Source organism: Photobacterium sp. GB-1 (assembly GCF_003026165.1).
Lineage (GTDB): Bacteria > Pseudomonadota > Gammaproteobacteria > Enterobacterales > Vibrionaceae > Photobacterium.
In genome coordinates this window covers 144,776-165,396 of record NZ_PYOB01000007.1, presented here as the reverse complement: position 1 = coordinate 165,396, position 20,621 = coordinate 144,776, and the positions used below count along the sequence as shown (strand labels likewise).

General features: G+C 42.6%; 25 protein-coding genes. 9 read left to right on the top strand and 16 right to left on the bottom strand.

Annotated elements, in window-relative coordinates:
- The 9 genes from C9J45_RS10405 to fkpA form a co-directional block, all read right to left on the bottom strand.
- Window positions 1–184, bottom strand: a 184-nt coding sequence (locus tag C9J45_RS10405; RefSeq protein WP_233217677.1) for a GTP-binding protein, incomplete at its 3' end; no start/stop codon positions are given.
- Between the two features lie 100 nt (window positions 185–284).
- A complete protein-coding gene (fusA, locus tag C9J45_RS10400) occupies window positions 285–2,390 on the bottom strand; it encodes an elongation factor G (RefSeq protein ID WP_107207519.1) in 2,106 nt (701 codons plus the stop codon).
- A gap of 89 nt (window positions 2,391–2,479) precedes the next feature.
- The gene (gene rpsG, locus C9J45_RS10395; RefSeq protein ID WP_005371760.1) at window positions 2,480–2,950 is read right to left on the bottom strand and encodes a 30S ribosomal protein S7; all 471 of its coding nucleotides are present in this window, start codon (window positions 2,948–2,950) and stop codon (window positions 2,480–2,482) included.
- A gap of 95 nt (window positions 2,951–3,045) precedes the next feature.
- Window positions 3,046–3,420 (bottom strand): 30S ribosomal protein S12, encoded by a 375-nt coding sequence (rpsL, locus tag C9J45_RS10390; protein ID WP_004399892.1) that lies wholly within the window; start codon window positions 3,418–3,420, stop codon window positions 3,046–3,048.
- 176 nt (window positions 3,421–3,596) lie between these two features.
- Window positions 3,597–3,890 (bottom strand): sulfurtransferase complex subunit TusB, encoded by a 294-nt coding sequence (gene tusB / locus C9J45_RS10385; protein ID WP_107260663.1) that lies wholly within the window; start codon window positions 3,888–3,890, stop codon window positions 3,597–3,599.
- A gap of 7 nt (window positions 3,891–3,897) precedes the next feature.
- Entirely contained in the window at window positions 3,898–4,254 is a 357-nt protein-coding gene (gene tusC, locus C9J45_RS10380; RefSeq protein WP_005371769.1) for a sulfurtransferase complex subunit TusC, read from the bottom strand.
- Window positions 4,255–4,264: 10 nt separating this feature from the next.
- Window positions 4,265–4,657 (bottom strand): sulfurtransferase complex subunit TusD, encoded by a 393-nt coding sequence (tusD, locus tag C9J45_RS10375; RefSeq protein ID WP_107292503.1) that lies wholly within the window; start codon window positions 4,655–4,657, stop codon window positions 4,265–4,267.
- Window positions 4,654–5,376: a transcriptional regulator gene (locus C9J45_RS10370; RefSeq protein WP_005371773.1), complete on the bottom strand. Its 723-nt coding sequence runs from the start codon at window positions 5,374–5,376 to the stop codon at window positions 4,654–4,656. Before C9J45_RS10370 ends, tusD begins: the two co-directional genes overlap by 4 nt.
- A gap of 184 nt (window positions 5,377–5,560) precedes the next feature.
- The gene (gene fkpA / locus C9J45_RS10365) at window positions 5,561–6,415 is read right to left on the bottom strand and encodes an FKBP-type peptidyl-prolyl cis-trans isomerase (RefSeq protein ID WP_107207516.1); all 855 of its coding nucleotides are present in this window, start codon (window positions 6,413–6,415) and stop codon (window positions 5,561–5,563) included.
- Window positions 6,416–6,606: 191 nt separating this feature from the next.
- Between fkpA and C9J45_RS10360 the strand changes: the two genes are divergently transcribed.
- Together C9J45_RS10360 and C9J45_RS10355 are read left to right on the top strand one after the other, a co-directional pair.
- Window positions 6,607–7,584: a WD40 repeat domain-containing protein gene (locus C9J45_RS10360; protein WP_107207515.1), complete on the top strand. Its 978-nt coding sequence runs from the start codon at window positions 6,607–6,609 to the stop codon at window positions 7,582–7,584.
- Window positions 7,585–7,592: 8 nt separating this feature from the next.
- Entirely contained in the window at window positions 7,593–7,814 is a 222-nt protein-coding gene (locus tag C9J45_RS10355; protein ID WP_005371779.1) for a SlyX family protein, read from the top strand.
- A gap of 73 nt (window positions 7,815–7,887) precedes the next feature.
- Here C9J45_RS10355 and slyD read toward each other — a convergent pair whose 3' ends face one another.
- The 4 genes from slyD to kefG form a co-directional block, all read right to left on the bottom strand.
- Entirely contained in the window at window positions 7,888–8,451 is a 564-nt protein-coding gene (gene slyD, locus C9J45_RS10350; protein WP_107207514.1) for a peptidylprolyl isomerase, read from the bottom strand.
- 82 nt (window positions 8,452–8,533) lie between these two features.
- Window positions 8,534–8,743, bottom strand: coding sequence for a YheV family putative zinc ribbon protein (locus tag C9J45_RS10345; protein ID WP_107207513.1), 210 nt, complete (start codon window positions 8,741–8,743; stop codon window positions 8,534–8,536).
- A gap of 35 nt (window positions 8,744–8,778) precedes the next feature.
- On the bottom strand, window positions 8,779–10,584 hold the full coding sequence (gene kefB, locus C9J45_RS10340; RefSeq protein WP_107292502.1) for a glutathione-regulated potassium-efflux system protein KefB: 1,806 nt from the start codon (window positions 10,582–10,584) through the stop codon (window positions 8,779–8,781).
- The gene (gene kefG / locus C9J45_RS10335) at window positions 10,574–11,164 is read right to left on the bottom strand and encodes a glutathione-regulated potassium-efflux system ancillary protein KefG (RefSeq protein WP_107207511.1); all 591 of its coding nucleotides are present in this window, start codon (window positions 11,162–11,164) and stop codon (window positions 10,574–10,576) included. The genes kefB and kefG overlap by 11 nt, the downstream gene beginning before the upstream one ends.
- 229 nt (window positions 11,165–11,393) lie before the next feature.
- Between kefG and C9J45_RS10330 the strand changes: the two genes are divergently transcribed.
- Window positions 11,394–13,316: an ABC transporter ATP-binding protein gene (locus C9J45_RS10330; RefSeq protein ID WP_107207510.1), complete on the top strand. Its 1,923-nt coding sequence runs from the start codon at window positions 11,394–11,396 to the stop codon at window positions 13,314–13,316.
- 78 nt (window positions 13,317–13,394) lie between these two features.
- On the opposite strand, the gene C9J45_RS10325 is transcribed toward C9J45_RS10330, so the two are convergent.
- Entirely contained in the window at window positions 13,395–13,994 is a 600-nt protein-coding gene (locus tag C9J45_RS10325; protein ID WP_107207509.1) for a LysE family translocator, read from the bottom strand.
- Between the two features lie 178 nt (window positions 13,995–14,172).
- On the opposite strand from C9J45_RS10325, the gene C9J45_RS10320 reads away from it, so the two are divergent.
- The 4 genes from C9J45_RS10320 (at window position 14,173) to C9J45_RS10305 (ending at window position 17,887) form a co-directional block, all read left to right on the top strand.
- Window positions 14,173–15,576 (top strand): PLP-dependent aminotransferase family protein, encoded by a 1,404-nt coding sequence (locus C9J45_RS10320; protein WP_107292501.1) that lies wholly within the window; start codon window positions 14,173–14,175, stop codon window positions 15,574–15,576.
- A 12-nt stretch (window positions 15,577–15,588) separates the two neighbouring features.
- The gene (locus tag C9J45_RS10315; protein WP_107290821.1) at window positions 15,589–16,560 is read left to right on the top strand and encodes a hydrolase; all 972 of its coding nucleotides are present in this window, start codon (window positions 15,589–15,591) and stop codon (window positions 16,558–16,560) included.
- Window positions 16,561–16,620: 60 nt separating this feature from the next.
- Window positions 16,621–16,836, top strand: a complete 216-nt coding sequence (locus C9J45_RS10310; RefSeq protein WP_005371799.1) for a YheU family protein — start codon at window positions 16,621–16,623, stop codon at window positions 16,834–16,836.
- A gap of 181 nt (window positions 16,837–17,017) precedes the next feature.
- On the top strand, window positions 17,018–17,887 hold the full coding sequence (locus C9J45_RS10305; RefSeq protein ID WP_005371800.1) for a phosphoribulokinase: 870 nt from the start codon (window positions 17,018–17,020) through the stop codon (window positions 17,885–17,887).
- Window positions 17,888–17,956: 69 nt separating this feature from the next.
- Here the strand turns inward: C9J45_RS10305 and C9J45_RS10300 are convergent, their stop codons facing one another.
- Complete coding sequence (locus C9J45_RS10300; RefSeq protein ID WP_107207506.1) at window positions 17,957–18,361, bottom strand: OsmC family protein; 405 nt, start codon at window positions 18,359–18,361, stop codon at window positions 17,957–17,959.
- Window positions 18,362–18,740: 379 nt separating this feature from the next.
- Between C9J45_RS10300 and crp the strand changes: the two genes are divergently transcribed.
- On the top strand, window positions 18,741–19,373 hold the full coding sequence (gene crp, locus C9J45_RS10295) for a cAMP-activated global transcriptional regulator CRP (RefSeq protein ID WP_045149918.1): 633 nt from the start codon (window positions 18,741–18,743) through the stop codon (window positions 19,371–19,373).
- A gap of 188 nt (window positions 19,374–19,561) precedes the next feature.
- Window positions 19,562–19,744 (top strand): hypothetical protein, encoded by a 183-nt coding sequence (locus C9J45_RS10290; RefSeq protein WP_008988108.1) that lies wholly within the window; start codon window positions 19,562–19,564, stop codon window positions 19,742–19,744.
- Between the two features lie 55 nt (window positions 19,745–19,799).
- Here the strand turns inward: C9J45_RS10290 and C9J45_RS10285 are convergent, their stop codons facing one another.
- A complete protein-coding gene (locus C9J45_RS10285; RefSeq protein WP_107292500.1) occupies window positions 19,800–20,588 on the bottom strand; it encodes a DUF1338 domain-containing protein in 789 nt (262 codons plus the stop codon).
- Window positions 20,589–20,621: the final 33 nt, after the last annotated feature.

The window sequence follows — 20,621 nt, the reverse complement described above, 5'->3', positions numbered from 1 at the left end:
TGATACCGCGCTCACGCTCTTCTGGAGCGTTATCGATTGATGCGAAGTCACGAGCAGCACCACCGTACACTTTTGAAAGTGTAGTACAGATAGCAGCAGTTAGAGTTGTTTTACCGTGGTCAACGTGACCGATAGTACCAACGTTTACGTGCGGTTTTACGCGTTCAAATTTTTCTTTAGACACAATTGTGTTCCTTCCTAGTTAAGATACGCCCCCTACTAGGTCGGGGACGGCTCTGAAGTTTGTATTTTATGCGTCAATAGCCATCGACGCAATAATGAAATTAGTTACGTTCTGCAATAATTTTGTCAGTAACATTCTTTGGCATTTCAGCGTACTCGCTAAACTCCATAGAATAAGACGCACGGCCTTGTGTTGCTGAACGCAAATCAGTTGCATAGCCAAACATTGCCGATAATGGAACTTGTGCACGAATAATTTTAATACCCGCATTGCCTTCGTCCATACCTTCGATCATGCCGCGACGACGGTTAAGATCGCCAACAACATCACCCATCCAATCTTCAGGCGTGGTAATTTCAACTTTCATCATAGGCTCAAGCAATACAGGGTTTGCTTGTAGCGCACCTTGTCTTAATGCCATTGAACCTGCGATTTTAAATGCAATATCGTTAGAATCAGTTTCGTGGAATGAACCGTCGAACAGCGTTGCTTTAACATCAACCATTGGGTAGCCAGCAAGCACACCACTCTTCATTTGTTCTTCGATACCAATCGCAGCAGCCGTGATATACTCTTTCGGCACGCTACCATTCACGATTTCATCTACGAATACGAAACCTTCACCAGGCTCAGTTGGTTCTAATCGTAAGCAAACGTGACCATATTGATTACGCCCACCCGTTTCACCAGCTTGGCGAATGAATTTACCTTCGACTTCCGTTGTACCACGAATACTTTCACGGTAAGCAACTTGTGGGTTACCCACATTACAGTCAACGCTAAATTCACGTTTCATTCGATCAACAATGATATCAAGGTGAAGTTCACCCATACCAGAAATTAATGTCTGGCCAGATTCATTATCAATTTCTACTCGGAAAGATGGATCTTCCATCGCTAATTTTTCTAGCGCGATTGCCATCTTATCCTGATCGGCTGTTGAACGAGGCTCAACAACGATCTGAATTACTGGTTCAGGGAAGTCCATGCGCTCAAGAATCACTTTATGATTTTGATCACATAGGGTGTCACCTGTTGTCGCAAATTTAAGGCCAATAGCTGCAGCGATATCGCCAGCACGCACTTCTTTGACCTCTTCACGCTTATTCGCATGCATTTGAACAATGCGACCTAAACGTTCACGTTTATCTTTAATGCTGTTAAAGACAGTATCACCTGAATTTACAACACCAGAATAAACACGCATGAATGTTAACGTACCTACAAACGGGTCTGTTGCAATTTTGAACGCAAGAGCTGCAAAAGGTTCATTGTCATCTGAGTGACGTTCAACAGGGTTACCGTTTTCATCTTCACCAGTAATTGCTTTTACTTCTGTTGGTGAAGGAAGGAAATCAACAACTGCATCAAGTACTGCCTGAACACCTTTGTTCTTGAATGCAGAACCACAAGTCGCGAGTACGATTTCGTTGTTGAGTGTACGTTGACGAAGACCAGCTTTAATTTCAGCTTCAGTCAGTTCGCCTTCTTCAAGGTATTTATCCATTAGTTCGTCATTCGCTTCAGCGGCAGACTCAACTAAATTCATGCGCCATTCTTCTGCTTCTTCTAATAACTCAGCAGGAATGTCTTCATAGGTAAAACTAGTCCCTTGATCAACTTCTGACCAGTTAATGGCCTTCATTTTGATCAGGTCAATTACACCTTTAAATTCATCTTCAGCACCAATATTCAGTTGAATAGGTACTGGGTTTGCGCCAAGACGGGTTTTAATTTGCTCGATAACGCGAAGGAAATCGGCACCAGTACGGTCCATCTTGTTAACGAAAACCATGCGTGGTACTTCGTATCTATCAGCTTGACGCCATACAGTCTCTGACTGAGGCTCTACACCTGAAGAACCACAGAACACAACAACAGCACCATCTAATACACGTAGTGAACGTTCAACTTCAATGGTGAAGTCTACGTGTCCTGGAGTATCAATGATGTTGATTCGGTGCTCGTCGAACTGCTTGTCCATACCGCGCCAAAAGGTGGTTGTTGCAGCAGAGGTGATCGTGATGCCACGTTCTTGCTCCTGCTCCATCCAATCCATAGTAGCAGCGCCGTCGTGTACTTCACCAATCTTGTGAGATAGGCCTGTATAAAACAGGATGCGCTCGGTCGTTGTTGTTTTACCGGCGTCAACGTGAGCACAGATACCAATATTACGGTAGCGCTCGATAGGCGTTTTGCGTGCCACGGTTGTATCCTCTTACTAAGGTGAACCTTAGAATATGGTTTAGGCACAGCAGGAAAACCTGCCGTGCCCAAGCGGTATTACCAGCTATATTACCAGCGGTAATGTGCGAACGCTTTGTTCGCATCTGCCATACGGTGAACGTCTTCACGTTTCTTAACAGCAGAACCTTTGTTGTCAGCCGCATCAAGCATTTCGCCTGCTAGACGCTGAGCCATAGATTTTTCACCACGCTTACGCGCAGCTTCAACTAACCAACGCATAGCTAGTGCATTACGACGTACTGGACGTACTTCTACAGGCACCTGGTAAGTTGAACCACCCACACGGCGAGACTTAACTTCTACCGCTGGACGTACATTTTCAAGAGCTTTTTCAAATACAGCTAGGTGTTCTTCACCAGAACGCTCAGCCATAGTTTCTAGTGCAGAGTAAACAATTTTTTCTGCAGTAGATTTTTTACCGTCAACCATAAGGATGTTAACGAATTTTGCCAGCAATTCTGATTTGAATTTAGGATCTGGAAGGATCTTACGCTGACCGATTACGCGACGACGTGGCATGGATTATCTCCGTTGTCTTCTTCAGGTTATCCAAAACTTTTCAGTTTCTTCAAAATTAAATAATTTTAGTGTTTGGCCTTACTTAACGGAATCCATTAAGACTTAGGACGCTTCACACCGTACTTAGAACGACCTTGTTTACGGTCATTAACGCCTGCACAGTCAAGTGCACCACGAACAGTGTGGTAACGAACACCCGGTAAGTCTTTAACACGACCACCGCGGATAAGAACAACTGAGTGCTCCTGAAGGTTGTGACCTTCACCGCCGATGTATGATGTTACTTCGAAACCGTTTGTTAGACGAACACGACATACTTTACGTAATGCTGAGTTCGGTTTTTTAGGTGTAGTAGTGTAAACACGAGTACATACACCACGTTTTTGTGGGCACGCTTCTAGTGCTGGCACGTTGCTTTTTACAACTTGCTTAGCACGTGGCTTACGTACCAACTGGTTAATAGTTGCCATTAAATAGCTCCTGAATATTACTTTCGTAAGGTGAAAAATCTGCCTCCCAACAACAGGAGGACGCGAAATTTTAGGCATCGCACCCTAGGGTGTCAAGATCTAACCAACGATCAATCAAGTGATCATTTCTTAAACAATCCGTTTTTTATCACTTTCAAGGCTAATATCATACTTATTCACGCCCATTTCATATGCTGCTCATGCTTAACGGTTAACGAAACAAAGCCTTTATAATCAATAACATTAAGATTCTCATCACATTTACCTTGCAATCCACGTGCAATGAGATCAGCCTCAAGTAAATAAATTTTTACGCCAATATTTTTTATTACATTTAAATAATTATTTTTTGCCAAACTGGCGATCACAGCATCTTCTAACAGCAATATTTCATCACCAGCGGCAACATATGCTAAACATTGGACCAAAGATTGGCTTTGATAGGGTGAGCGAGTAACGGTATGAAGCATTACGACCTCAAAATGTAAGAAGTTGTCGACATTGATGCATTTTTTCTATTAATTGTGCTTGTTCACAAACAATCACATCGATGATCAAATCATCTGTTGTTAGTCCGCGCGCACGGAGTGATTCAGCATTCACATAAATATTTTCAACATCATAAAGTTCAAGCATTTTAAATGTCGCAATATAATCTCGACTTAAAATTGCTTGTGGCTGCTGCTGTTTTAATAACTGAAATACGCCATCATCAATAAAATACAGTGACAACTCTTCAGTATAAGCCGAACTTGCCAATACAGCATCTAGCCCTTCTCGCCCACTATTGTTGCCATGTGGTGAAGTTCTAAAGATAAAGCCCAGTGAATTCATATCTATACCACTAAAATTGTATGACGCGATCTGCCGTTAACAAGACTTCAGCAAGACCACCAAGCCCTACCTGTTCAAAGCCATCTGCAAGATTGACAGCAGATAATTGGTTTTGCTCTGCTTCTTGTTCACTGACAATACCGCGACGCAATGCGGCAGCCACACAGGTTTGCAATTCAACATTATGCGTTTTAGCTAATGCTTGCCATGCCGCCACAAGATCAAATTCATCGGATGCTGGTGCCGTTAATGCAGAGCCATTTAACACGCCATCTTGATAAAAAAACACGCGTTGTAATACGTGTCCTTCTTCAATTAATGCACTTGCAAATTGATAAGCTGAACGTGAGGTTTGGTTTCCGTATGCAGGACCATTGACCACGATAGCGTAAGTTAAGCTCACTTCTCACCATCCTCGGTTTTTCGCTGGCGAATATACAGATACACAGTGTGTTTGGAGATATTTAAACGATCTGCAACACGATTAATCGCATCTTTAATATCGAAAATGCCTTTATCAAACAACTCCATCACGATTTGACGGTTTTTGGCATTATTTGATACGTTTTTATCTGCATTAATTTCTTCGATAGTACGTTCTACCGTTTGATCAACGAGCTCATCAACATCGCTGGCAAAGTTAACGGTTGATGCCGCTTGTTTAGCTTCATCAGTAGGCATAAACGACTGCAGAATTTGAGAGAAAGGGGCATCTAAATTAACGTTTATACACAGTAAGCCAATGATATTATTTTCACCGTTACGAATGGCAATCGTGATTGACTTCATTAAGTCACCACCTTTAGCACGGGTGAAATAAGCACGAGAAAAATTGCGCTCAGAACCTTCAATATCGCGTAGCATGCGTAATGCAAGATCAGTGATTGGCGAGCCAACTTTACGGCCGGTATTTTCTCCGTTAGCAATCTTAATCGCAGAGGTGTTGAGATCGGCTAATGAATGGAGCACGATTTCACAAAAGGGACCAATTAACGCTGCTAAACCATCAACAACGGCTTCATAAGAGCGAAGAATAATATAATCATGCTCAGAGAAGATTCGGCTATCGACGATATCACTGTCGACCATCACCTCTGAACCAAAGTTATCAGTTGAAACCACTTTTCAATCTTCCATGTTGCAATCAATACTATTAATACGACTTATACATTCAACTTATGTATTAAATAGAATCAATAAAATTTAAAATATTGCTAGTAAGTTTATCAGATAATTAAAAAGAAAAGACCCGACATAAGTCGGGTCTTGATATTTATCAGCATATTTATTGGTAAATATTGCTCAACTATTGTGTTTTTGTCTCTGTAGCTGCTGGTTTTTCAGCTGGTGCCGCTGCAGGTTTTGCAGTTTTATCACCTTTAATACTTAGTAGCTCAACTTGGAATACCAATGTTGAATTAGCTGGAATGCTTGGGTTTGCTTGAGCGCCGTAAGCAAGTTGTGGCGGAATAACAAACTCAAACTTTGAACCTACAGGCATTAGCTGAACGCCTTCAGTCCAACCAGGGATTACTTGATTTAAAGGGAAAGTGGCAGGTTGATTACGCTGGTAAGAACTGTCAAATACGGTACCGTCAGTTAGCATGCCTTTGTAATTTACTTCAACTGTATCGGTTGCTGTTGGTTTTGGACCTGTACCTTCTTTCTCAATCTTGTACATTAGGCCGGTTTTAGTTGTTACAACACCCGCTTCTTTCGAGAACTTAGTACGGAACTCTTCACCAGCTTTTATGTTTTTCTCAGCTTCAGCTTTTGCTTTTTCTTCAACAATTTTAGCTACGCGCTGGTCAAGTTCTTGAAGCGCTTGTTGGGTTTGCTCTTGCGTTAAACGACTCTTACCCGCAAATACATCTTCAACACCTTGAAGTACGTCTTGACGATTTAGGTCTAGACCTAGCTCTTTTTGCTGATCAAGGTTGGCTGATAGGTATTGCGCCAGTGATGCACCAATTGCATAAGCTGCTTTTTGATTTTCAGTTTTAAATTCAACTTTAGCATCAGCAGCTGGAGTCTTAGCAGCAACCTGCTCTACTTTCGCAGGTTCAGCAGGCTTATTGGTGTCTGCTTTATTATCATCCTGACAACCAACAGCGAGGAAAATTGTTGCTGCCAATACAGACATCTTTAGAACAGGTTTCATGTATTTCTCCATCAGTCAGTGAGGCAATGCCTCATTTTTTAACTGTACTTTTTAGAATGAGTATGAAAATAAAGTTATAACAATATACTACTAGCATTTGATTAAGTAACTGTAAAAAGCATGTCAGTTCAGTTATTTAATCAGACTAATTTACTCTACTAGTTACCCTATGCAAGCGGAACAAGAGCTTAATGTATAAAACTTTTTTTTCATTTTGTTTATTTTTATCCACTTTGACCTTGAGTGGTTGTTTCTTTTCTGGCTCAGAAGTCCAACGCTGGCAATTAGCCCCACAAGGTGCAACCAGTTTTAGCCTTAGCCGAGATGGTCGTTTTGCAATAGTTGCTGCAATCGAACAAGGTATCGTGCTATGGGACTTACATCAAAACAAAAAGTTAGCTGATTTTGGTTCTCAAGATCAACATCACAGTACGGTGATAAGTAGCCATATTTCTGACAATAAACGTTTTGCTATCACGGCCACAGCACAAAATTTTGCTATTTGGGATCTTGGCTGGTCCCAAGCACAAGGTTTATGGTCGATTGATGACACTACCATTAGAGATGTCGCTATTGCCAATAATGGCGACGACATCTTATTAGCGCTAAGTAATGGTAAAGCCTTATTTATCAATATTAGCACAGGAAGACGACTTGAGTTTTTAGCTCATCAAGAGAAAGTTAATAGTGTCGCTCTCTCGCCTAATGGCCGTTACGCGCTATCCGGCGGCAATGATCATAATGGCTATTTATGGGATACCCGAACAGGACAAATCTTGTATGGTTTCCCTCATAAAAGTCGCATTACTCGAGTCGCACTACAACGAGATGGAAAATTTGCCCTGACGGCCGATGGCACCAATGACGTCTTTATTTGGGATTTAACCAACGGCAAGAAAATATCAGAACTAGATATTACCCTTCGCCAACAAACCCTTTCGAGTGCGCGTTTTTCTGATGATGGTTCAATGGTGGCAACTGGCACTCCCTCACGCCGAGTGGAGTTATGGCAAACATCGGATGGGAAAAATATCGGTAGTTGGAAGGCGGAACGTCAGCAAGACACTCGACCCGCTACAGCAGTGGTGTATGATGTCGCTATTAGCCCAACAGGTAACGTCATCTCTGGATCATCATCTGGATTTGCCCAAGCCTGGTCAACCGATTGAAAACGACCATGACTGAGATTGAACAATTACAACACCGTATTGATGAACTTGAAATGAAACAAGCCTTTCAAGAGCAAACTATTGATGATCTTAATGATGCCCTTACCAAACAACAGTTCATGATTGACCGCATGGAAGTTCAGATGAGATTTTTAGTGGGTAAGGTAAAAGGCATGCAAGCACCAAATATGGCTAGCGAGTCGGAAGAAACTCCGCCGCCACACTATTAATCGTGTTTGACTAAAAAATGAAAACAAAAAAGGAAGCCTAAGCTTCCTTTTTTATTGATATCATCAAATGATATTAGTGAGAGCAGCAACCGCCTTTCTCTTCGCCACCGCAGCAACCTTCGTCACTGTTACCGTGATCGCCACAACCGCCTTCGCCGCCACAACAACCACCACCTTGATGTAGGTGACCGTGTGCAATTTCTTCTTCAGTCGCTGCGCGTACTGCAACAACTTCAACATCAAAACCTAGCGTTTGACCAGCTAGCATGTGGTTACCATCAACAACTACGTGATCGCCATCAACTTCAGTTACTTCAACAGGGATTGGACCTTGATCAGTATCTGCTAGGAAACGCATACCAACAGTAATTTCATCAACACCTTGGAATACGTTTGCAGGAACACGTTGAACCATTTCGTCCATGTGCTCGCCGTAAGCGTCAGCAGGAGCAACAGTTACTTCGAACTTGTCGCCAGCTACATGACCTTCAAGCGCTGCTTCAAGGCCAGGAATTAGATTGTTATGACCGTGAAGGTAATCAAGTGGAGCTTCAACTGTTGATTGATCTACAACTACACCATCTTCAGTTTTCACTTGGTAAGCTAAGCTTACTACTGTGTCTTTAGCGACTTTCATGTTTACTCCAAAATTTGAGCTTGGGGTGATAAGTTTTGCTCGACATCATACAGGATAATATGGCAATGATGCTAATTCCGTATTAGTCAGGCTTGAAAACACCTATCACTTGTTGTTTGGTCGTTGACGAAAGTTGTTCACTTTCTTGTACCGATTGTGGCACCCGTGTATCTGCATGATCACAAGCCACACACTCGACATATTCAACATCATCTTGTTGCCACCAGCGTAAAGTATCGATGGTTTGACAACTAGGGCATGCAGCCCCTGCGATAAATCGTTTTTTTATCATCCTGCTCTTTCCTTGATCATCACACAAGCGCTAGCTTAATCCCAACCATGATGGCGCTCTTCCTCACCTCGCATTTCACGATCGAAAATTTCTTCTAACTCTTTACGGGCTTCTTTTTGCCTTGATGCTAAATTGACGTCTTCACTATGCTGCGGCAATAGGTCCCGTAAGGCTTGTGTATCTATTTTACGAAAATGTGCCTCTGCACGTTTCGCTTTATACGGATGCATACCTAAAGATATGAGGGCTTGGCGACCTAAATCAAGAGCACCAGCAAAAGTTTCACGTGAGAAACATTCAACACCTTGACCTAGTAATTGATGCGCTTCAACACGACTTCTCGCCCGCGCTAATATTTTTAAGTGCGGGAAATGTTGCTGACACATAGCCACCACTTCCATGACTTCTGTCGGTGCATCAGTACAGATAATAATAGCTTCCGCATTATCTGCCCCTGCAGCGCGGAGCAAATCTAACTGAGTAGCATCACCGTAAAAAACTTTATAACCGAACTTGCGTAAAAATTGGATTTGGCTCGGATCTCGCTCAAGTACAGTCACTTTAATTTTATTAGCAAACAGTAATCGTCCTATAACTTGTCCAAAGCGTCCAAACCCCGTAATGATGACACGAGGTGCACGATCAACAATATCCGACTCTGGCTCCGGTTGCTCACTCGCTTTGAAGCTTCGCACAAACCAGCGATTTTGAAGCGTTAATACGAGCGGCGTTGTCATCATTGATATACTTACAACCACCAGCAAGAAAGCTAATAATTGCGCATCGAGTAAACCTTCAGCACGAGCGGCAGTAAACAAGACAAACGCAAACTCACCCCCCTGACTTAAAATCGCCGCCATCTGACTACGTGACTTTTCTCTTACGCCAAATATCCGGGCTAAAAGATAGAGCACGATGCCTTTTACTGCGATTAATGCTAATACCGCGGCTAAAATCTGTAATGGATATTGCCACAGTAACCCAATATTTACCGCCATACCCACTGAGATAAAAAACAGCCCCAGTAATAACCCTTTAAACGGCTCTATCGCAATTTCTAATTCATGGCGATATTCGCTCTCAGCTAATAGCACCCCCGCTAAGAATGCCCCTAACGCCATGGATAATCCAAGCGCCTGCATAATCAATGCAATACCAAGCACTAACAGTAATGCCGCAACATTAAACAGTTCACGAACACCACTCATCACCACATAACGAAACAGTGGACGAAGTAAAAAATGTCCACCGACAAGTAATACGGCGATACCACCTAACATCCAAAATGCATCATTCCAACTCCCCCCTTTACCGCCAGCGAGAGCTGGGAGTAAGGCAAGCATTGGGATCACTGCTATATCTTGAAATAACAGTACCGCAAAACCCGATTGCCCAGTTTCACTTCCTGATAATTGCTGCTCTTCTATTACACGTAGTGCAATTGCTGTTGAAGATAACGCCAGCCCCATGCCAATCACGGCTGAATCGCGCCACGTCAACAAAGGTAAAAAGCCATTAAAGCTCATAACCACTACGGCAATAACCCCACTGGTGATCACCACCTGCCCACCACCTAACCCTAAAATGGGTTTACGCATTTGCCACAGTGTTTTCGGATTAAGCTCTAAACCAATCAGAAACAGTAACAACACAACGCCAAATTCAGAGAAATGGAGGATAGCATCAACATCGGAGATCAAGCCTAAGCCCCAAGGGCCAATGGCAATACCCGCAATCAAATAGCCTAACACTGAACCTAAGCCAAGCTTTTGCGCCAAAGGGACGGCAATAATAGCTGCGGCCAAAAAAACCACACTTAGAACAAGGAAATCATTGGTCATTGTTGGTCTCCTTCTTCGTTAAGCTAATTCGAGGCTCAATAATCAAAGGGTTCGCTAACCATGATTGGTATGCGCGTGCATGTTGGTTTAATTCATCCTGCGTGACGCGTCTTGCCCAGTGCAAGATAAGTGGCGGTAACCAATGCATTTGGCAAAGATCAGCACAAATTTCAAATGGCTTTAAAATGGTATCAATACCATAACGGTTATAACCATCTGGACTATAAGCTTCTGCTCCACCGCCAGTCGTGATCACCGAGCGCCAATATTTACCCACGGTTTCATTACCGTCACCGTGAGCGAAGCCTTTGCTTAACACTCTATCAAACCACTCTTTCAACAATGATGGGCAGGAATACATATAGAGCGGATGCTGGAAAATAATGATGTCGTGACTCGCGATCAGCTCATGCTCTGCGACAACATCGATAAAGAAATCGGGGTACGTGGCATATAAATCATGCACAGTAACGTGACCTAATAGCTCAATGTCTTGCAACATTGCGCGATTAGCAACGGACTCATCAGGATCAGGATGAGCAAAAATAATGAGAATTGATGGTAAGTTTTGTCGTGTCATAACATCCTTTGACAATCGTTCATATTCATCATGTGCAACAATAAGGACTTGCTCAGTATTATTCCATCATACCTAATTGTTAACAAACATGATCTTTTGTTTATCATTTGTTCAGCAAAACGTAACCTAAAGCAATAGAGAGATGTTAGCCACTCTGCGCTGTTTGAGTTAGACTTCCGCCCATAAGTCCAGTTTATTTAGTGGAGCGGGCAAGACCCCGGCAATATTGATGATTATCTTTTCAGATATCCAACTTCTACGTGGTGGCAAAGTATTACTTGAAAACGCCACTTCAACGATCCACCCGGGCGACAAAGTCGGTCTTGTCGGTAAAAACGGTTGTGGTAAATCGACCCTGTTCGCTTTACTGAAAAATGAGCTCAGCTTAGATGCTGGCAACTGCCAATTTCCGAGTAACTGGGAAATGGCATGGGTTGCTCAGGAGACACCAGCGTTAGAGCGCGCAGCTATTGAGTATGTCATTGATGGCGACCGTGAATACCGTGAACTTGAACGCCAACTCCTTGCCGCAGAACAAGCTGATGATGGTACTAAAGTCGCAGAGCTTCACGGTAAAATGGACACCATTGGTGGCTATAGTATCAATGCTCGTGCGGCTGAATTACTTGACGGCCTCGGCTTTTCACAGCACCAGATGCAATGGAACCTAACTCAATTTTCGGGTGGTTGGCGTATGCGCCTTAACCTTGCTCAAGCGCTATTATGCCGCTCTGATCTGCTACTACTCGATGAGCCAACTAACCACTTAGATTTAGATGCAGTAATGTGGCTGGAAAAATGGCTGCAAAGCTACCGTGGTACCTTGGTGTTAATTTCCCATGACCGCGATTTCTTAGATCCTGTGGTTAACCGCATTATCCATATTGAAAATCAAACCATGCACAGTTACACCGGTAACTATTCATCGTTTGAAGTACAACGCGCCGAAAAACTAGTGCTACAACAAGCGATGTACCAGAAACAACAAAAGCAAATGACGCACATGCAGTCATACATTGAACGTTTCCGTTACAAGGCCAGTAAAGCACGCCAAGCGCAAAGTCGTATTAAAGCCCTCGAACGTATGGAAAAAGTGTTACCGGCTCAGTTTGATAACCCATTCAGTTTTGAATTCCGCGAGCCAAGTGCTCTGCCGAACCCAATCTTAATGATGGATCAAGTTGCCGCAGGTTATGACGACTTACTGATTTTAGAAAAAATTCGCCTGAATCTTGTTCCTGGTAGTCGTATTGGCCTACTTGGTCGAAATGGTGCCGGTAAATCGACTCTGATAAAAATGCTATCGGGTGATTTACCAGCGAAAGCCGGTGATATGGCGTATTCGCAAGGGGTTAAAATTGGTTACTTTGCCCAGCACCAATTAGAAACCTTGTACCTTGATGATACCCCAGTTCAGCATATGGCACGTATTGCGCCACAAGCAACCGAGCAACAACTCCGTGATTATTTAGGTAGCTTTGGGTTTATTGGTGATAAAGCGCTAGAAAAAGTCGGTCCGTTTTCTGGCGGTGAGAAAGCCCGCTTAGTGCTAGCACTGATTGTATGGCAACGTCCTAACCTATTACTGCTCGATGAGCCAACCAACCACCTTGATTTAGATATGCGCCAAGCACTAACGTTGGCACTGCAATCTTATGAAGGTGCAATGGTTATTGTCAGTCACGACCGTTACTTATTACGTGCAACAACCGATGACTTATATTTAGTGCATGATCGCCAAGTCGTTCCGTTTGATGGTGATTTAAATGATTATCACAAATGGCTTACCGAGCAACAGCGTAATGAGCGCCGTGATCAACAAGCAACAAAACCTGAAACCAACAAAGATAACAGCGCGGCATCGCGTAAAGAGCAAAAACGTCTAGAGGCAGAGTTCCGTAAACAAACAGCCCCTATTCGTAAAGAAATCACCAAGCTTGAAAAACAGATGGACAAGCTTAATGCCATTATCACCGATGCTGAAACCGCATTAAGTGATAGCAGTATTTATGAGGCTGAGAACAAAGTCCGTATGAATGAGCAATTAAAACTGCAAGGTGATGCAAAATCGGATTTGGAAGATGTAGAAGTTGCTTGGATGGAGTTACAAGAGCAATTAGAAGAGATGGAATCTCAATTTAGTGCCGAATAATATCGCCTAACACCTATAACGCCAACGAGTACTTCGTTGGCGTTGTTATTTTCAGTTATCTAGAACAAAGGGCAACCACTACCAAATCATCATCACGCATGCTGCCGTTAGTGCTCCCATCGTCTGATTAAACCGAATCGTGCGACGTTCTGATGTTAGCCAATGACGTATCACCACTCCAGTTGCAGTCCATAGCGAAACGCAAACAAAACCCACCACGAAAAATACCGATACAATCATTAATATCGATAACCAATAGTGCTCCCCGCTAACGGCGAAGGTGCTTACTGCCGTTGCTGACATCATCCATGCTTTAGGATTAACGTATTGAAACAGAGCAGCAGAGAATACACTCATCGGTTTCGCCTTCACTGTTTGCTCTGTTTTACTCATGCTGCCAGCAGTGGCTATTTTCCATGCTAAATACAATAAGTACGCACACCCAACAACTTTTAATACCTCGTGAACCATAGGATAACGTTCAAAAATAATGCCGAGCCCTGCCGCCAGTAAACTGATCATGCTCGCCATACCCACACTGATCCCCGTAATATGCGGAACACTACGCCAATAACCAAAGTTTGCTCCAGAGGCGGTCACCATCATATTGTTAGGCCCCGGCGTGCCTGTCATTAATATGGCAAATAAAATAACTGAGATGATTGTTGATCCTTCCACACACTTTCCTTAATAAACGATAGAAATAAAACTATCCAGATCATCTCCCACGAAATTGTACCGATACAATTTTAGTTATTTCGCGACAACATAAAAAATCTCTGGCAATACGGTTGTTTTGTGCGCACAATTTAACCTAACAAGGGAAGTTATTAAGATCAAAGGATTTATTGTCACCATGACAATCGAGAAAAAGTTATTAAATATCCAACTTATCGCTAAAACTAAAGAACCACTTTATCGTCAAATTGCAGATGGAATTGCACGAGCTATCGAGCAAGGTGACATCGCAATTGGGGAGAAACTCCCCACACACCGCGCACTTGCCGATCAATTACAGGTTACCGTCGGTACAGTGACACGTGCTTATGCAGAAGCGGAACGACGTCATCTTGTCGAAGCACGTATTGGGGCTGGGACGTATGTCTGTGATAACAATAAAAACCATCACTGGATCTATCAATTAGAAGAGTTACAGACTGAAGAATGTAATTTCGGCTATAACATTCCTCCGCGATTTGATCGCAGTGAGATGATAAGCAAAGCGATGGCAAAAATTAGTGCTAATCCCTCGCAATTAAATGACATGATGTTGTATCAGCCACCACAAGGGATCGATAATCATCGTCATATCGTTTGCCAATGGTTAAATCAAAAAGGCATTAATGTTTCATCAGAGCAGATGTATTTCACCTCAGGCGCACAACATGCTGCGGAATTATTGCTGAGTATTTTCTGTCGTGCTGGTGATACCGTGTTAGTCGAACACTTTTGCTACCCCGGCTTTCTAACCCTTGCTCGTCAACATGGTATTACCCTAAAAAGTGTTGAGATGGATGAAGATGGGGTGATCCCTGCCAGTCTCGCATCGGCCTGTGAACTCTACCAACCACGGCTAATATATTTAACACCAACCCAGCAAAACCCAACTTCGGTAACAATGCCGCTCTCTCGTCGTGAAGAAGTGATTAGCGTGTGTCGTGAGCATAATGTGTTAATTGCGGAAGATGACGTCAACGGATTACTGCCGCCCTCACCGCCACCGCCTTTAATCAACCTAGCACCTGAACATGTAATCCACATCGGAGGGTTATCAAAATGCCTCGCACCAGGACTTCGCTTAGGTTACATCCAAGTGCCGAAACAGTGGCAGCAACATCTAAGTGCAGCACTCTATAACCACAGCTTAATGATCAGCCCACTGCTCTCTGCTATCGCTTGTGAATTAATTGTTCAAGGTGATGCCGATCGGGTATTAACGACCGTTCGTACTGAAATACAACAACGGCAATTATTGGTACAGCAATACCTTGGTGAGTTTGCCATTACAACCCAGACTTATAGTTTTCATGTTTGGCTGCAATTACCAGAAGACTGGCGCTTAAGTGATTTTATGGCGGTAACAACAGCCCGTGGAGTCATAGTTAAATCAGCAGAATTATTTACTCCTAGAGGTAATCATATTCAACCAGCAGTACGGCTCGCCATTAGCTCACCGCTAAACCAACAGCAATTGATCTTTGGCTTAAAAACCATTGCCGAGTTATTACGCCACCCCCCTTTATCCCATTTTTCGCTGTAACAGAGGATATTCATGTCTCAATTTACGCCAGCATCAGGGTTACAAAATCCACACATTCAAACCTTATTACCGCGATTTGTTCGTCGCCAGCCACTATTCACACCTGTGACGCAACGACTGACCACGCCTGATGATGACTTTCTTGATCTCGCTTGGACAGAAGCTCCTACAGACGATAGCAAACCATTAATGATCCTATTCCATGGTTTAGAAGGCAGCTTCCATAGTCCGTATGCCAATGGACTATTATATGCTGCAAAACAACAAGGTTGGCTTGGGGTTATGATGCATTTTAGAGGCTGCAGCGGTGAGCTAAACCGTCAACCTAGAGGTTATCACTCAGGTGAAGTCAGTGATGCACGCTTTTTCATTACATGGTTACGTGAGCAATTCCCCCTACGGCCTTTTATCGCAGTGGGAGTATCCCTTGGCGGTAATATGCTGATTAACTATCTTGCAAAATATGGTGACGACAGTGATCTCGTTGCCGCTCAAGCGGTGTCTCCCCCATTAAATTTAGCCTCATGCTCGGCACGTATTCAACAAGGTTTTTCTAAGATCTATCAGCAATATCTACTCAACTCGATGAAGCGCACAATGGCAAAACGAATAACACTTCATCAAGATAAAATGCCCATCACCCACCAGCAATTAGCTGCGATAAATACGGTATGGCAATTTGATCAGCACATTACCGCTCCTCTCCATGGTTTTATTGATGCTGACGATTATTATCAACGTTGTAGTGGCCTTCAACAGCTCAACTTGATCAGTACACCACTGCGGATTATCCATGCCAAAGACGATCCGTTCATGACCGAATCGGTGATCCCATCACAACCATTGCCGAGTAATATCGACTACAACTTATATGAAAAAGGTGGCCATGTTGGGTTCGTTAGTGGTTCTATTTTTAAACCGACGTTTTGGCTCGAACACAGCGTTCCAACATGGTTTAAAACCAAACTCACCACTCCTCAATAGGGCTAGTGATATTTTTATCATATACTGCGCGTATCAGTAACGCAGTCGACGAGACATAAAATGATCATTCCTTGGCAAGATATCGCCCCAGAAACACTGACTAACCTGATTGAACAATTTGTGCTACGTGAAGGCACTGATTACGGTGAAGTTGAAATGAGCTTAGAAAACAAAGTGAATTACGTGATGCAGCAACTGAAATCCGGTGATGCTGTGATTGTATTTTCTGAATTGCATGAATCTGTCGACATAAAATTACGCAATCAGTTGCAATAAGTTTTATTAATGTGAGTCGTGCCCAGAGAGTTACGACTCAAAACTTGCCTCCGCTAGCAGTTTCACTTTTCAATCCCGACATCCCTGTTAACTTGTAGTAGCATTGTTGCCCGATCAGGTAATTTTATTATTGCCTGCTTTCTCATTTATCTTTCGATAATCAACAACGACAAGGTTAGTCATGTCTGCAAAACATCCTATTATTGCAGTTACTGGTTCATCAGGAGCAGGAACCACGACGACTTCTGAAGCATTCCGAAAGATGTTCAATATGATGAACATTAATGCGGCATGGCTAGAAGGCGATAGCTTCCATCGCTATACCCGCCCTGAAATGGACACTGAGATCCGCAAAGCTAAAGAGCAAGGTCGACATATCAGCTATTTTGGCTCAGAAGCCAATGACTTTGCCCAATTAGAGCAATTTTTCAAACAATATGGTGAAGATGGCACTGGCCGCTTTCGCCGTTATCTACACACATTTGACGAAGCCGTACCCTACAACCAAATGCCCGGAACGTTTACTCCGTGGCAACAGTTAGCAGAAAACACTGATTTACTCTTTTATGAAGGCTTACATGGTGGGGTTGTCGATGGCGAGATCCATGTCGCACAGCATGTTGATCTTCTTATTGGCATGGTACCCATTGTTAACTTGGAGTGGATCCAAAAAATTGTTCGTGACACGAGAGATCGAGGGCACTCTCGCGAAGCGGTGATGGAGTCAATCGTTCGCTCCATGGACGATTACTTAAATTATTTAACTCCGCAATTTTCACGCACACATATCAACTTTCAACGTGTACCAACCGTTGATACCTCAAACCCGGTGAGTGCCAAAGGGATCCCAAGCTTAGATGAAAGCTTTGTTGTGATCCGATTTCGCGGTTTAAATAATGTCGATTTTCCGTATTTACTTTCCATGATCCAAGGCTCATTTATGTCACGTCATAACACGCTTGTCGTCCCTGGTGGAAAAATGAGTTTTGCAATGGAATTGATCATGCGCCCCCTTATCGAGAAACTGATTAATACAGGGAAAATCAGTTAAGTTTGCACAAACGAAAATAAATAGAAAAAAGGTTGGCACAAACACCAACCTTTTTCATCTCAATCATTATTAAGCAGTGATGATTTCATACGAATGAGTCAACTTAACCTTTTCACCAATCATCAAGCATACAGAGCAATATTTCTCTAAAGAATCAGCAATGGTGTTAGCCACTAAGGTTTCATTTAAATCAAAACCTGAAACAATAAAATGCAAATTGGCTGCGGTAAATAAACGTGGCGCTTGCTCTCGACGCTCAGCTGAAATAAGAACCTCACAACCCACAATATTTTGCGCTTGGGATTGTAAACCACTGACAACATCTACTGAGCTACACCCTCCCGCCGCCATTAATACCAATTCCATTGGACTTGGAGCTTTATCCCCTCCATTACCATCCATGACTACACTATGACCGGAGCTAGATTGACCTAAAAAAGTCATATCTTCTACCCATTTTACTCGGGACTGCATCGCTTAATCCTTATTCAAACGCCCAATAATTGTCTCTAGTCTTATTGATTAAATAATGAATGTAAATCCTAATTCTCCGCCTTAATAACAACTTTTTTCCTCTCTAAAAATCGTCGTAATAATCATTACTTATCGCACCACTTAAAATTATCTCGCCGCATTGTGATCCTGTGCACAGTTATCCATATGAAATGAACGAATCTACTAGATCAATATCAAGAAAAAGGCGCAGAAAAAGGATACACTCTAACTTATTCAAGTTAGCTTGCAGCCCAGCGGCTGAATGGATACCCTATCAGTAGGCAGTTTTTTTTCTCGTGATAAAAGTTAGAAAAGAAACCAATGCTGTTGGGCAACAAATGCAGAGGAAGTTAGTAATATGGTTCCAGGTAAACCGCAAACAGATCCAACTTTAGAGTGGTTTCTTTCCCATTGTCATATTCACAAGTACCCATCGAAAAGTACGCTGATCCACGCAGGTGAGAAAGCAGAAACGTTGTACTACATTGTGAAGGGTTCTGTTGCTGTACTAATCAAGGATGAAGAAGGTAAGGAAATGATCCTTTCTTACCTAAACCAAGGTGACTTTATTGGTGAGCTTGGCTTATTCGAAGAAGATCAAGAGCGTACTGCTTGGGTTCGTGCGAAAAGTCCTTGTGAAGTAGCAGAAATTTCATTCAAAAAATTCCGTCAGTTAATTCAGGTTAACCCTGATATTCTGATGCGCTTATCTGCTCAAATGGCAAGTCGCCTACAAGTGACAAGCCAGAAAGTAGGTGATTTGGCATTCTTAGACGTTACAGGTCGTATCACACAGACATTGCTAAATCTTGCAAAACAACCAGATGCAATGACGCACCCTGATGGCATGCAGATTAAGATCACTCGTCAAGAAATCGGTCAAATTGTTGGCTGTTCTCGTGAAACAGTGGGTCGTATTCTGAAAATGCTTGAAGAGCAGAACCTTATCTCTGCTCACGGTAAGACGATTGTTGTTTACGGTACGCGTTAATTTTTAACGTCTTTAACCGTACGAAAAAAGCCGCACACTGTTGCGGCTTTTTTATTTCTTATTGATTAATAATCCCCCCATAAATACCTTTAAAAAGTGTGTCATTAATGCCATTAATTAATTTGTATTGCTCAAATTAAATGCTAAATTCAAGCAATGAATGGACTTCATCTTTTTTTGGTTTTTATATGGATATTGAACGTTTTGCCCCGAATAGCTACACCACTGTACCTGGTGCTATCGCTCCTCAACCTACAACTATTGAGATGACAGGCTTTAGTGACCGTCGTTGTTATTTAGAACAGCAAACAGGTTTACGTCGCTGTCCTGTTGAAGACAGTGGTATTTGGGGATCGCCCCTCGATAATTAACAGATTTAAAAAAAAGCAGCCAATTGGCTGCTTTTTATTGCCTTGTTTACACTGTTCAAGAGTTATAAGTACTTTCAAAGATCTTATCTGCCGAAGCTTCTACAAACCCGGTATAAATCTCACCATCTGGCTGTAAATAACGTTTAGCAAACTCATAAAATCCGCCAGAGACCAACATCTCACCATCAGAAAACGTGACCATGACTTTATCAGCCATGGTTGCTGATTGCTCTAACATCACAGTAGGATCGCCTTTTACCGCACCTCCCGCCTGATTAATGTCAAAACCACTTGATTCGAGAAAATGGTTCACTTCAGAAATTTCATTAAATTGCTCAAGCTGATTAATATCAACAGTAAAATGATTAGCACCAAAACCATGCGCTGCCACCCACCCTGCATATTCACTTTCTGCATTTAAAAACTGATAACTATCACGGCTTAACTGCCATGGTTTACCTTGAGAAAGAAAAGCAGGATCAGCAAAATAAGCATCATCAACTTGATCGACAAGCTGACGTACTTCTGTTTGTAACTCTGTTGAACATAACCCTAATTGCAGTTCACTAATAAATACTTTAGGCGCAGAAGGATCGGGATGTTCAAAGTGCTCTGCATATAACTTTTTCGCTTTGAAATGATATCGACCTTTGGGTTTATAACCTACCGCAATAAATGGAGCCGCTAATCTTGCTAAACCACATTTAGGTAGTGCAAAGGTACGCAACGCAATATGATCATTTCTAAGTGACGCATCTTCGGTAAGTAATTGCCGAATATTCAGCGCTGAAGGGCATAATCGCTGAGTATAATCTTGCCATAACGCGGTAAATAATTGTTCCATGCTGCACAATCCTTACTGTAAGTAATACAGTGA